At 39.6% G+C, this 14570-nt stretch carries 8 protein-coding genes; 7 read left to right on the top strand and 1 reads right to left on the bottom strand.

Going from position 1 to position 14570, the window contains the following annotated elements; translation table 11 throughout:
* Positions 1-21: 21 nt before the first annotated feature.
* Positions 22-753, bottom strand: coding sequence for a LytR/AlgR family response regulator transcription factor (locus ACQY77_RS04975; RefSeq protein WP_421939087.1), 732 nt, complete (start codon positions 751-753; stop codon positions 22-24).
* A gap of 297 nt (positions 754-1050) precedes the next feature.
* Here ACQY77_RS04975 and ACQY77_RS04970 point away from each other — a divergent pair, with 297 nt between their 5' ends.
* From ACQY77_RS04970 to ACQY77_RS04940, 7 genes are read left to right on the top strand one after another with little or no spacing between them, the layout of a single operon-like run.
* Entirely contained in the window at positions 1051-3387 is a 2337-nt protein-coding gene (locus tag ACQY77_RS04970; protein WP_421939088.1) for a hypothetical protein, read from the top strand.
* A complete protein-coding gene (locus ACQY77_RS04965; RefSeq protein WP_421939089.1) occupies positions 3384-4481 on the top strand; it encodes a DUF928 domain-containing protein in 1098 nt (365 codons plus the stop codon). The genes ACQY77_RS04970 and ACQY77_RS04965 overlap by 4 nt, the downstream gene beginning before the upstream one ends.
* Complete coding sequence (locus ACQY77_RS04960; protein ID WP_421939090.1) at positions 4478-4888, top strand: hypothetical protein; 411 nt, start codon at positions 4478-4480, stop codon at positions 4886-4888. The genes ACQY77_RS04965 and ACQY77_RS04960 overlap by 4 nt, the downstream gene beginning before the upstream one ends.
* 2 nt (positions 4889-4890) lie before the next feature.
* Positions 4891-11403 carry a hypothetical protein gene (locus tag ACQY77_RS04955; protein WP_421939091.1) on the top strand — a complete coding sequence of 2171 codons (6513 nt, stop codon included), beginning with the start codon at positions 4891-4893 and terminating at the stop codon, positions 11401-11403.
* A gap of 5 nt (positions 11404-11408) precedes the next feature.
* Positions 11409-12191 (top strand): hypothetical protein, encoded by a 783-nt coding sequence (locus tag ACQY77_RS04950; RefSeq protein ID WP_421939092.1) that lies wholly within the window; start codon positions 11409-11411, stop codon positions 12189-12191.
* Positions 12192-12194: 3 nt separating this feature from the next.
* Positions 12195-13226, top strand: a complete 1032-nt coding sequence (locus ACQY77_RS04945; protein WP_421939093.1) for a hypothetical protein — start codon at positions 12195-12197, stop codon at positions 13224-13226.
* Positions 13216-14550: a hypothetical protein gene (locus ACQY77_RS04940; RefSeq protein WP_421939094.1), complete on the top strand. Its 1335-nt coding sequence runs from the start codon at positions 13216-13218 to the stop codon at positions 14548-14550. The genes ACQY77_RS04945 and ACQY77_RS04940 overlap by 11 nt, the downstream gene beginning before the upstream one ends.
* The last annotated feature ends 20 nt before the right edge of the window (positions 14551-14570 follow it).

The raw sequence follows: 14570 nt of genomic DNA, 5'->3' as shown, positions 1-14570 counted from the left end.
ATTACAGGTGTATATTTTAGCTTAAACCCGGCTCCCGGTTTTGATGGTATTTGTACCTATAAAATGGTTGAGCTCGTTTTTATAGTTTTCTCCTATAGTAATCCATATGTTGTTCTTCATTCGTACTAAGTTGTTGTCAATTTCTTCAATATGATGTTTGGAAATTATAAAACAACGGTGTATTTGGACGAAACATTGCCAGGGTTTTAGAATATCCTTGATTTTGGAAAGGGTTAAATGGGCTACAACTGTTTTTTCTGGTATATATATGGTAATGTAATTTTGAATACTTTCTATTGCAATAATCTCATCATAACGGATTTTTACCAGCTTGGATTTTTCATTGCGATTTTTAATAAAGAAAAATCCTTCGGGATTTTTTATGCTAACGGGCCTTTTAACAGATAAACCAGAAAGTACCTGAGCAAAACGACTAAAAGAATAAGGTTTTAGCAAAAAAGCATCCGCTCTAATATCAAAAGCATCCAATGCATATTGCGCATGGGCGGTTGTAAAAATAAGATATTCGGCTTTATCTCTGATTAATGTAGAGAGTTCAAGCCCCGACATTTGGGGCATTTCTACATCCATAAAGAGATAATCCGTTCTTTCTTGCTGATTGAGGAATTCGAGGGCTTTTATGGGATCAGTGAAAGTTTTTAAGAGCCTGTAGTTGTCAAATTTAGACAAGTATTCTGAGATAACCTCCAGATTATCAGGGTCATCATCAACTGCAATACAGTTTAATTTCATAAAGAGCGTATTAGATGTAACAAATTTGTAACAAATATAGTGTTTCAGCAAATAACTGCAAAATCCGGCAATTGATCAACCAATTTATGGTTTTGGTCAATCGATAGGGCGGATTGAAACCTATAGCATGTTGGATGATTTTAAGAGCGACATTTTTTATTGAACTTCGTTGACGAAGATTCCCTATTCTTCAGCGATACCAAACAAACAAGAAACGCGCCTCATTGATAGTCTATTCCAGAGTAATAAGCCCTGCAGGAAAACTGTGAAATGCTGATGCGTACTAAAATTTAGCATATGAACGCATCATTGATAAGAGTGTGCGCCTTACTTTTTATGGCCATGGGAACCCTTAAAGTTACCGGACAAACTTTGCCTGCCCTTAAAAAAGAAAGCGATAGTTTGAAAGCCAGGCTAGCTAAGGCAAAAAACATTGATTCTATTGGGAAAAAGCTCGCCGAGCAAAAAAATGTATTAAAACAGCAGTTAGATAGTAAGCTTAAACAATCTGATTTAGGCAAGTTACTCCTTGGCGACGGTTTAAAGAAAGACAAGAAAAAGATTAATCTTTCTGATTTCTCCGTCGAGAATGCAAGTCAATACATTAAGCCAGAAACGCCGGTATCTGGAAAGAACTTTTTAAACAACCTTACCTTTAATGGTACACTAAAGGTGTATGGGCTGCCTTTGGATTTGGCAATTATGAATAACTATAATGCCATTCGAAGCTTCCGTCCGGATCAGGGTAATCTTTTTAAGTTTGATGTACCCCGCCCTAATTTTAACAGTTTCTTTAAAGCAGACTTAGAGCGGTATAACCAGTTTAAGAAGAATGTATTAAGCGGTAAAAGTTTGGAGGCAGATCTTAAGAAAAAGGTAGTAACCAAACTTTCAGGAATTGCAAATAATAAATTAACCGGAAATGCGGAGTTGGCCAGCTTATTAAATAATCCTGCTGCATTACGAGAATTGGTTACTATGGATGAAGCGGCCCTGCATCAAAAAATAGATGGTTTGTTTGCTAACCTTAAAACTGAAATACAAGAAAAAGGTAAAGACATATATTCCAAACAGTCAGATTCGTTATCCAGTTTATTACTTCAAAAGAAAGCTGCATTATTAAAGGAAATTCAAACTGTTCGTTCAGAACTGGCTTCAAGCGGACTCGACCCAGAGAAAATTGCTCTATTTCAAAAAATTGCTGAGAACAAGATCAGCCAAAAAGAATTGGAGACCTTTTTCATTGCCGAGCTAAGCAAAAATAAAAACCTGAGTTGGTTACAACGTTCCTATTCGCGAATAGGAGAATTTCAGGCCGGGAATTTCGGCAGTGTACTTCCAGGTAATTTTTTAAACCGAGATCTTTTCTTAAATGGGTTTAATTTTTCATTGCGAACAGCAAGGGGGCCGGTAAGGCTGGGGTTAAGTACCAATAAAGACGTTGGTTACAATAAGGATGCTGGTTTTGAAAGCTCCACTTTTGCTATTCCAAGAATGTATACCTACCTCAGTGTGCCCACTACCAATTTTTCTTTTGGCTCAGGTAAATTGAGCTGGATAGGGGTTTACGACAAGCAGTTTTCCAATAGCCTTAGCACTAATTTAAATGCTGTACCGAGAAATAACCTGGTTTTTACCGTAAGCCAGGCCTTACAGTTAAAGAAAGCCGGTACATTAAATTTTGATATCTCTAAATCTTCAACACAATATAAAAATTTAGTTAGCCTAGGGCCGGACCAATTAATGATTGACCGTAATACGAATGGAAATTATTTTAGAGACGACTTTTTTGAAACCATGTCATTTGGTGTAAACCATGCTATTGATTCAAAGAAAATGAACCTGAAGAGTACTGTTTATGTAAACTACTCAGGCGCAGGCTTTCAAAATCCAGGGCAGCAGGGTATCGGCAATTTGAACATGCGTTTTGGTGCCAATATTCGCAAAAGCATGTTTAAAAATAAGTTAACGCTGGCCATGCGTACAGATTTTAAGAACATGCCGATTAGTGCTACTGATAATGCTCATTGGCAGAATCATAACATTCAACTGGATTCTAAGATCCGGATTTCGAAGAAATCTACCATCGGGTTAAAATATATAGATAATGGCGTAGACAAAGTTGCGGGGAATACTACGCCAGTATATTCATCAGCGAAACTTCAATTGGATTTAAATAGTAGTTATCGCTTTCTGGGGCTGAATGCATTTACACACGCAGGGCTGGCTAAACAACAAATGAATAACCCGCAAACCATGTTAAAAGCCAGCTTAATACAGTTTAACTACTTGCAAACCCTGCTTTTTAAAGGCTTCTCGGTTAATGGAACCATTTTCTACAACAAAGAATTAAATACCACAACGGTAATGGGCAATATGCTCAATACCGATGTTTCCTTGCAATACCAGATTTTTAAATCGGTAAGCCTATCCAGCGGGATTACTTATCTGGACAATCAGCATCTGGCCAGACAAGCCGGTATCAGGCAAAACGTACAGTTTATGCTACTCAAACACTTCGATATAAACGCTTATCTGGATTTGAGAAAGAATATCATCAGCCCTTCATATCCTGATTTATTTTCAACTACCAGAGCAGAACTATCTATACACTATTATTTGGACAGACAATGAGATTACTAAGATTGATTTTTTTTATGGGTTGTTTTTCTACTACAGGTTTATTGAGTGCGCAAACCAGCATTCAATTTGTACCAGAAGTTTATGGAACAACATTGAATGGTTTGTTCAAGGCCAGTATTTATAACCTTTCAGGTGTAAAAAGTGTACGCCTTAATATTGTTGTAAGTGAAGCTAAAGCCGGGAAAATTGCAGTTGTACAAACAGGTAATTTCAACATTGGTCCTGGTAATAACCTTATTCCGGCCAACATCCTACGTTCGGCTAATATTGCATTAAGCCAAAATCCAACGGCAAATTTTATCAGGAGAAATCAGTATTTCCCGCAAGGCGATTATGAGTATGAGTTTAACCTGCTTTCCGCTTCATCAAGTGAGGAAATTATTTCCGGGCAGGTATTTAGCCATGAAATTAGTCCACCGGCACCACTCGATTTGATTGAGCCGTATGATCAGGACGAAATTTGTGAAAAAAGACCTTTAATGACCTGGCAACCTTCGGTTCCTGCTATTCCTGGCTTGCTCTATCAGGTAATATTGGTAGAGATGAAAGAAAAGCAAAATGCGGTAGAAGCACTCAATTACAATCTTCCGATTGTGAATCAAAAAGGCGTAATGGCCAATCTGTTAATGTATCCGCCAAATTCAAAAGAGCTGGTGCAGGGTAAAAAATATGCATGGCAGGTTACGGCCTATAAAGATCAAACAGTAATTAACAGATCTGAAGTCTGGTCGTTTGAGTTAAAATGCCAGGATACAGTGACCACCATACTGGAGGATGATTTCGGTTACCGCGATATTGAAGATTTGGTAAAAGGCAATTATTATGTGGCAGATGGCTTCATCCGCTTTGCTGTGGTTAACTCTTATACCCAGCAAAAGCTACGGTATGAAATTCAGTGTGTAAGTCATCCAAACACCAAAGTCAGGAGCCTGCCTAACATAACACTTAAGCGTGGTCATAATAAAGTTAACCTGGATATCAGCCACAACAGCTCTTTCAAAGCAGGTTATTCATATGTGATGAAAGTGTATCTGCCCGATGGCAACCAAAGGAGTTTAAGATTTATATACAAAGAAAAAGAATGAGAAAGCTAATGTACCTCATTATGGCAGTGCTGCTGTTTATGGGCTGTTCAAAAAATCGCAGGGGGCAAAACGGAGATGATCAGATAACCCTTCAGGTGCAGCAGGTAAAAGAAAAGAATGCCGAAGATCTCGCTTTTAGAATTCGAGTATTTGCGCATTTGCCAGCCGATTTTAAAGACCGTAAACAACTTAATGAAAAAATGGAGTATGGTATAGACAGCTGCTTTTTTCGCTTAAATAGAGGTAAGCAAGAGTTACCCAGCGGAGTTATACCCGTTGCTAACGGGATTAAGGATTGCTTTGAATACGTATTGCTGTTTTCAGGATCGGTGGCCGATAAAAATGAGCAATTGGTTTATAGAGATAAATACATCAGTGGGAAAACCTATCAGGTGATATTAAAATAATTATGGCATATATTTTTACTAGAAAAGGAATTAAACGAACTGCACAGGTGCTGCTTGCAGTTTGGATCATGAATATCTTGTTGCCGCTGAGCACGCATGCACTTACTTCTGGCCCTTCGCAGCCCGAAGCGCAGTCTTTTCAGCCTGTTGGCACTACCGATATGGTTGATTTGGTAAGTGGTGATTTTAAATACAACATTCCCTTGTTGGATATAGATGGTTATCCAATAAACCTGAATTATCAATCCGGAACAGGGATCGATGATGAAGCCAGCTGGGTTGGCCTGGGCTGGAACCTGAATGTGGGGGCTATTACCAGACAGGTAAGGGGTATAGCCGATGATTTTAAAGGTGATATATTAAATACCGAACATACCACCAAGCCTAAAGTCACTGTAGGTGGCAAAGTTACCGGAAAGGTTGAAGTAAGAGGAAAATTAAAAAATGGTAAGGAGGTTTCAACTCCGTTGAAGGTAAGCGGATCACTCACCTTTGGTGTGTTCAGTGATAACTATACCGGTATAGGTGCAGAGATTGGCGCTAATGCCGGAATGTCTTTTTCATTTGCCAACGATGGGATGCTAACTGCTGGTATGGGAATAGGCGTACTTTCAAATACGGCAAGCGGAGTTGATATTAGTCCGAATGTATCGATGTCTATCAGTGTTAATAAAAATGAAAAATTTTTGGGCAATGCTGGATTAAGCTCCTCATTGGGATACAACAGCAGATCTGGAATGAAGAGTTTAACTTTGGGAGGAAGTTTATTAACCTACAGAACTTCTAATCCTTTGGTTTCTTACAACACCGAACCTATACAACCCAGGATTCAGATTCCGTATAAAACAAATTTTCGTTCCTATAGCATTGATCTCGGGGCATCAGCAACAATCCTGTTTGTTGGAGGTGGTTTTACCGGATACCAAAGTGTTAGGGAGGTAGAAAGCAGGAATCAACAGCATCCCGAGTACGGATTTTTATATGCAGAAAGCGGAAAAAATAAAAGCAATGCAGTGCAGGATTTTATCCGGGAAAAGGAAAATCCCGCAATTCCTGAATTGCCCAACCTTGCTATGCCTATCCATACACCCGATATTTTTAGTTATAACAGTCAAACCGGCTCTGGTCAATTCAGGCTTTACCGTGGAGGAACTGGTATATTTTATGACAATAAAGCCGTAGATCGATCTACTACAAGAACCTTTGGTGCCGATATTGGTTGGGGCTTTGGCGCCCATTTTGGGGTAACAGCATTTGAACAGTTTACCCAAAATACTACTCAAAAATGGACAAAGGATAATCAGTACTTAAAGAATGGTGATTTTCAGGACCAATCTGTAACCGCACCACAAAAACAGCATGTATTTTTTAAAAAGCCCGATGAACACAATATCGAGGATAATATTTTAACCGCAAAGCTGGGAGGTGTCCAAAATGTAGCTTTAGAGATAGCCGATCATACTGCTTATTCTGCTTTCAAAACCAATACATTACTCAGCAGTAATGTAACACCTGTTGGAAGAATTGAGAAGGAAAAAAGACAAGAACTTAAAACTACCGTCAGTTACTTAACGGCAGAAGAATCAGGAAAAGCTGGCCTGGATGTAGCATTGAAAGTATATCCTTTTAATGATGCTGTTAATTTTAATCCTGGTTATGTTGGCGGAGCCGAATCAAGCCCACGGGTTGATACTATGCGGAAGGCACATCATATTTCTGAACTAACCGTTTTAAATGAACAGGGACAGCGAAGTGTATATGGATTGCCGGTTTATAATAAAAAGCAAGAGGAAATTTCTTTTGCGGTAGAAAATGGCCTAGCCATTAGAAATGGGAAAGTACCCATGCAACTGAATGGAAACGGTACTATCGCAAATGAGGTAAATGATTCTGATCATTATTTACATCATGATGTTCAACCTGCTTATGCCAGTAGTTATCTCTTAACCGGAATACTTTCACCTGACTATGTAGATAAAACAGGAGATGGTATATCTGATGATGATAATGGTACAGCTATAAAGTTCAAATATTCCAAAATAGACACCTATCGCTGGCGTACCCCTTTTAATTCTGGCTCAAGTCCGGAAGCCTCGCTCAATAGGGGTTTACTGGCAGATCCTAAGGATGATAAAGGGAGTATTGTTTATGGAGAGAAAGAAATATACTATGTGAACGCAATCGAATCTAAAAATAAAATTGCCTATTTCATTACCAAAGACAGAGATGATGCATTAGGTGTGTTGGATTACAAAGGTGGATTAGACGCATCTATAAAGCAAAAGTGTTTAGTCGAAATTAGGTTATATAGCAAAGAAAACTTGAGTAAGCCCATCAAGGTAGTGAAATTCGATTATGGATATGATTTATGTCCGGGTACGCCGAATTCTTTGGCCCCGAATAAAGGAAAATTAACCCTTAAAAAAGTTTGGTTTGAATACGGCCTTACCCATAAAGGGGAAAATCATCCTTATGTTTTCGAGTATGGCTCTAATGCAGCGTACGATGTGATGAAGACAGATAGGTGGGGCGTTTATAAGACTACTGCAGGTAATCCGGCGGGACTAAACAATGAAGAATATCCTTACAGTGATCAAGATAAGGCAAGAGCAGACCAGGCGGTAGCTTTGTGGCACCTGAGTAAGATTGAACTTCCTTCGGGTGGAATAATCAATGTTACATATGAGGCTGATGACTATGCATATGTGCAGGATAAACGCGCAGCCACTATGGTTCCATTTAATTTCAGTAATAACGACATTACTACTGCGCATGCATTAACGGTAACCTTAGATGATGACCTACCCAGTGGTGCCGATCCCTTAAGCTGGTTTAAAAGTGTATATCTAAATGGTTCAGATTATTTATATACCAAGTCATCTATAAAACTCAGTACTAACAATGCCAATAGTTTAGGTAATGATCTGGATTTTGTTTCTGCATATGTAAAAATTATAGGCATTACCCTGAACGGCAGGCAGGCTACCCTGCAAATGGAAGATATTAATGAGGGAGATGTTTTCTCCAACCCTATCCGTTTTGCAGCCTGGCAGAAAATGAAGAATGAATATCCAAGGTATGCCTATCCGGGCTATGAGAACAGGATCAAGGGTGAGTCTGGTTCGGTATCTGCAGCAATTGGTGCAATTAGTAATGCAGCCAGAAATCTGAGTGAACTGAGGCAAAATTTTTATCAAAAAGCCAACAGCAGAGGATTCTGTAATGATTTTCGGGTAGCTCAAAGCTTTTGCCGCCTGGCCGTTACCACCAAAAGTAAAATAGGAGGAGGGCTAAGGGTTAAAAGTATTGAAATTAAAGACGAATGGGATACCGCAACAGGTACAGGTGGGATGCTTAAAGGAATTTACGGACAACGTTATGAATATACAACAACAGACGACCTTGGCCGAAAAATCAGTAGTGGCGTAGCCAGTTATGAACCTTCGGTTGGTAATGACGAAAATGGATTGAGAACGCCTGTGCCATATGTTCAAAAGATTAAGGGAAGTATTAATAATTATTTTGAGCTTGAAGCACCATTTGGCGAATCATTGTATCCGGCGCCCGGCGTAGCCTATAGTAAAGTAACGGTAAAAGACATCGACCCTGATGCAGGTAATAATTTACCCAGAACAGGCTATACGCAGCATGAATTCTACACTGCAAAAGAATTTCCTGTTCGTGTAAGCATATCAGCTATGCAAAAATATAATCCAAGACCACAAAATACCTATTCATTAGTGATCAGTAACAGCATAGAGGAATTGGTGTTGTCTCAGGGATATTGCATTGAGCTAAATGATATGCAAGGTAAGCCAAAAGCAGAAAGGGTATTCAATGCCAGTGGAGCCGAAATTTCTTCAACTGAATATGAGTATCAGGTTGAAGATAAGAATGCGCCTGTAAAAAGACTGGATAATCGGGTAACAGTTATTCAGAAAAACGGAACAGCGGTAGATAATACTGTAATTGGCAGAGATATAGAGCTTTTTACTGATTTAAGAGAGCAGGAAAGTATAAATAATGGTTCTGCTATTAATCTTGGGGTAGATATGTTGCCATTTCTGGGCGCGCCAGTTATTCCAATACCGCATTTCCCCGTTAATGTAAATAACGACTATAAACTGTTCCGTTCCGCTTGTGCAGTGAAGGTTATCCAAACCAACGGATTAATTAAAAGAGTAACTAAGACCGAGAATGGATCCTCTATTTCTGTAGAAAATGTTGCTTATGATGGAGTTACCGGTGATCCGATTATCACCAAGACGCAAAATGAGTTTAAAAAGGATTACTATTCTATTAACATTCCCGCATATTGGCCTTATCAGAAAATGGGAGGAGCCTATCAAAACCAGGGGATGGTTCTTAAAAATGTAAACCTAAACGGTTATTCAGAAATCAATGACAGCTATTGGGATCTGCTCACGCAGGGGGATGAGTTAGTTAATTTAGGTACCGGAATTCATTATTGGGTAGTTGATAACAGATCAGAAATTTACTTAGGGCAGATTGGCGCGTATTTATATGAACCAACTAAAATCCTTGTTGATAAAAAAGGTTCGAGATTATCGAGTATAACAGGAGGAGAAATGAACCACAGCTTTAAGGTAATCAGATCGGGATTCAGGAATTTATTAACTGCGCAGGCAGAGAGTATTGTTTGTATAAACAATCCTATTGTGAATGGAAAGTTAGCTTTTAGTAATAGCCAGGATCTGGGCAATCTTAAGGTAATTAATGCCTCTGCAATGACCTATAGCGATGAATGGCCTGTAGATGGTCGCGGGCAGGAAACCGAGCGTAAAGAAAATACAGCACGAACCTTTACCTATCGATTATCACCAGGAAATATTGTTCATGGCATGCAAGGGAGCAGGATATATAATATCTGTGATGAATCTGTAGAGGGTGGTCCTTTAACAAATTGTGACCAGTACGTATCTTTTAGTAGTAACAGTTATTTTAATCATCGCCAGGATGCAGTTGGCATATGGCCTGATATTACTCAGCCAGGAGTAAATGAATCACTTGGCTTTACCACTAAGTTCTATGCGCCAACTACGAAGTTGTATTTTATCGGTTTCGCCGGAGATGATCTGTTAAATATTGCTTTGAATGGAAATGAAGTGATAACCAGTGCTTTAAATAACACGGATTATTGGAGCTTGTATCCGGTTTGGATGGAAGAAGGGATGAATACCATTGAAGTAAGCGGATATAATGTTTCCAATGGTTACAACGACTGGGGTAACAACCCAGGATCAATGGCAGTTGAGATTTACGATAATACTTATGCACAGCTGAGAAATTCGACCAGCTCATCGGGTATCAATACTATTTTTAGTACATACAATTTATTGGCTGATCAATCAAACTTCCAGACTTTTAGAACCATTGATGGATTAAAAACATGGCGTTTTACCTACGAAACATATTTCAATCCTTTTGTACATGGCTTAAAAGGAAACTGGCGATTATACACCCAGGAGGTGCATCAGGTAAACCGGGCTTACCATAACATTTTTACCCCAGGGAAAAAGGGGATAGATATTGCTAATGCAGGATATTTAAAATCTTTCAGGTCTTATTGGATAAGGGAAGGTAGTGTAGATTGGACCTTAAATAATCAAATCAGCCAATGGGAGAGAAGTAATAGGGTAACCCAATACGATAAGTACGGACAAGAAGAAGAGAATGTAGACGCTTTAAAACGCTATAGTGCAGCTTGTTTTGATTTTTCTGGCCAGTTTCCAGCAGCAGTAGCTTCTAACAGCATGCGCAGGGAAATTTATGTAAATAGTTTTGAAGATAAGGCGAGGATATTAAACGCACCTGATCCTGCTGCAACCAAAGAGTTTACCACCAGTTATGGTTATGGATTGTATTATGACCGGGCTTACAGTGTTGCCCACTCCGGAAATTATTCTTTACTGGTTCCGGCTGCAGGTATCAAATTAGATACCAGGTACCATACCACAAAACAAAAAGAGCAAAACTATTTAGGCCGAACCAATAAAATGGAATTTACGCTATTGGAAGGTAACGGGCTTTACCCGGGCGGTTTTGAGCCAGAACCAGGCAAAGAGTACATCCTCAGTATGTGGGTAAACGATGGTCAGCCATACAACAGAAATGTTAGCGTGGTAGTTAACGCCGGTAACACAAATGGTAATCCCTTAGTTGATATGAACTGCAAAGCGATTGTAGAAGGCTGGAAACAATTAGAAGGACGATTTACCCCGCACTCAAATGGCAATAAGAAGTTTACCATTAGTATTGCGCCGGCCACAGGAACACTGTATTTAGATGATATCAGGATACATCCTAAAGATGCCATGATGAAATCTTATGCTTACGATGACCGGAATTTCCGCTTAATGGCCGAACTGGATGAAAATTGCTTCGCCACTTTTTATGAATATGATGATGAGGGATCATTGGTTCGTGTGAAAAAAGAAACTGAGCGCGGAATTGCAACGATTAAAGAAAACCATTCTTCTTACCGTAAAAGATAATGCTGATGAAAAGAAATAAACATATCCTGTTTTTAGCCTTAGCCATGTTGGGCTTACTGGGTGTTGGTTATGCCGGTAGTAGCATGTTTAGGCAAACCCATCCTGCAGTAGTTGCTGTAGATAAGGAAAAGCTGGTACCAATAGATACGCAGCTTGTTGCTAAGTTCTTAAAAATAACTTCATTTATACAGGCTCTGGAGCGAAAGGATCTGGTTGCCGGAAGTATCAGCATTACCGATGGAGCTGATAGTACACAAAATGTAGTTAACCTGCCTTACCGGTTTGAAAAAACTGGTACAGCTGTGTACTGCCTATTCGGAAGAACCGAAACCATCAGTTCGGCAGGTAAGTACCTCTACATAGACCATGGGCAACAAAAAATGATGCTGGGTAGCGCACAAAAGAATGCCATTCCTACTACTCTTCCTGACTTTAATAAAATAATAAAAAACCTTCAGGAAGAGGGCTACCGCATTAGCGATGAGGGAATTGGAAACGGGTTAAGAAAAATTTCCTTACTTAACCCCAACCACATTGCTTGCCGGGCCTACCAGATTACTTATAGGGAAGAGGAACTGCAGCCCATTAAGATTTTTTTACAGTTGGATAATTTCAATGAACCACTAAATCCTAAACTTGATCGGTTAATGACTTTCAATATACAAACTCAACCTGTCAAATCATCAACAAGTATTCCTGCCATAAACGATTTTGTTGTGGCTGATAATGAGGGATATTATAAAGCCGGTGCGAAGTATAAAGCATATGAACTGATCCAAATGCCTTAAGTTATGGTGATTAGACCTTCATTATATTGGTTAAAGAAATGGAGCCTGTTTGGTATGCTCTTAGTATACAGCTTATCCACAATTGCGCAAGAACCAATTGTGGCCAGCAGGCTTACCATTCAGGATTACTATGATAATTTGCTGATCAGCAAACAATGGAGTGATACCCATCACCTGATTGGAACTTATGCCGGCTGGGACAATGCCGCTATTTTTATTGGAGGCTACAACTATCAGTCTGCTTTTAACCAGACAGCTACTAAGCGGGTTTATATTGGAAGTCCTTACAGCGGAAGTCCTTTTTTAAATATGGATTTTACCACCGGTAATATGGGGCTTAATACCATGAACCCGCAATCCTATTTTCATGGCGGCAACAACAGGGTTTTCGAACTTTATAATCCCAATGCCATGGTGAACAGCCAGTCTCACTTCGTTATAAGTACAGGGTCAACCGCAGGTGGTACAAGTGCAGGTACACTTACCTGGACTTCCCCCAATTCACAAATCAATAAAGGCCTGGCCTATATAGGGGCAACAATGGGGCCAGATGCTACACAAAATGCTTCTGGCAGCCTGGTGTTTGCAACCTCATCAGGAGATACGCCTTTGATCAAAATGCTGATCGACCAAACGGGGAATGTTGGTATAGGTACATTGAGCCCATCAGAAAAACTTACCGTTATCGGCAAAATCAAAGCCAGTGAAATCAGGGTAAATACAACAGGTATGCCCGATTACGTGTTTGAGCCTGATTATAAGCAGCTGACATTGCCAGAAATTGAAAAATACATTCAGCAACATAAGCATTTACCAGAAATTCCATCAGCAGCAGAAGCTGAAAAGAATGGTTTGGAATTGGGTGAAATGAATAAACTTTTACTGAAAAAGATTGAAGAGCTAACACTGCATTTGATTGAGAAGGATGCAGAACTAAAAAAAATGGACAGTGACCAACAGGATACTAAAACCCTGGTGAAGGAGCTTGCCGAAAAAATCAAATCTATAGAAAGGAGTAAAACAAATGAAAAGTAATCTGATAAAATTATTAGGCTGTGTTTGGTTGTTCTGGCTTTTGGTGATGAGTGCAAGAGCACAAATCCATACTGATCAGAACGGGCTAAAAACTTCTGTAATTGATGATGTCAATGCTGCTGCTGCTCAGGCAATGCGGTATGAAGTAGCCACCATAGGCTTTAATTCATTTCATTGGCAACTTGGGGGGATCATTACCGTCGAACTATTTCACAAATCTTATTCTACCGGATATGAACGGTACATCATAGATAATGGATTTGGGAGAGGGATAAATTCTGGCAATCCACAATTGTATTTAGCAGAAAGTGCGGGAGTATCTCACCTGGCAAAGGTAGTACTCGGCCAGGCTTATGATCAACCTTCTGCCTATGGTGATGCAGTAAATAAAATTATGCCTGTGTATGTAGATGTACGTGAATATGGCATGTATAGGGTTAAAATCACCTATCAGCAAGTAAGAGTAGAAACAATTGACGGGATTAATCAGATTAAGATAAATACAGCACCTTCTGGTGTACAGATAGGTGAATTTACGGTTTCTACCCTGCTGGATATTCCGGTTACCTCTACCCAAAACTTAATGATTAGTGGTATTGGCCCTCACTATCTCTCGCAAGGCAATGTGGGAATCGGTACCACGACTCCGCAGGCGAAATTACACGTAAAAGGCGGAGGAATGGTATTGGGAAGCAACAATGTAGAACTCAATACAGATGGCCACCTGAGCCTGGGCGATTTAACCCGCAGTACCAACCCCGATTATAGTAACTGGTCGTCAGAATCAACACTTTTACTAAACGGTTTAGACTATACTACCATTGGTTTCCACGATTCGGGGAACAGGGGCGATTTTATAAGGGCTGGAAACGGAACAATAGAGCTAGGTTATGACGGATGCTGCGGCCATGCCAATATTAAATTACCCGAGGGAATCTGGAACAGTGCAGGCAACGTGGGTATTGGGCTAACCAATCCATCCGAAAAACTAACGGTAAACGGGAAGATAAAGGCCAATGAAATCAGGGTAAATGCACAAGGCATGCCCGATTACGTTTTTGCCCCGGCCTATCAAAAACTATCCCTGTCCGAGATCGAAAACTACATACAGAAACACAAGCATTTACCCGAAATTCCTTCAGCTGCAGAGGCCGAAAAGAACGGTTTGGAACTGGGTGAAATGAATAAACTTTTACTGAAAAAGATTGAAGAGTTAACGCTTCATTTGATTGATCAGGACAAAGAATTAAAAGCACATAAACAAAAAGAAACTGATCAGGAAAAAAGGCTCCGTGCATTAGAAGAAATGCTGTTGAAAAGGTAATAGCACGCAAAAGCACTGAT

Origin of the sequence: Pedobacter sp. (assembly GCF_965279535.1) — a bacterium.
GTDB lineage: Bacteria > Bacteroidota > Bacteroidia > Sphingobacteriales > Sphingobacteriaceae > Pedobacter.
Note: the sequence above shows the minus strand (reverse complement) of the source record. Positions and strands in the feature narration are given on the sequence as shown.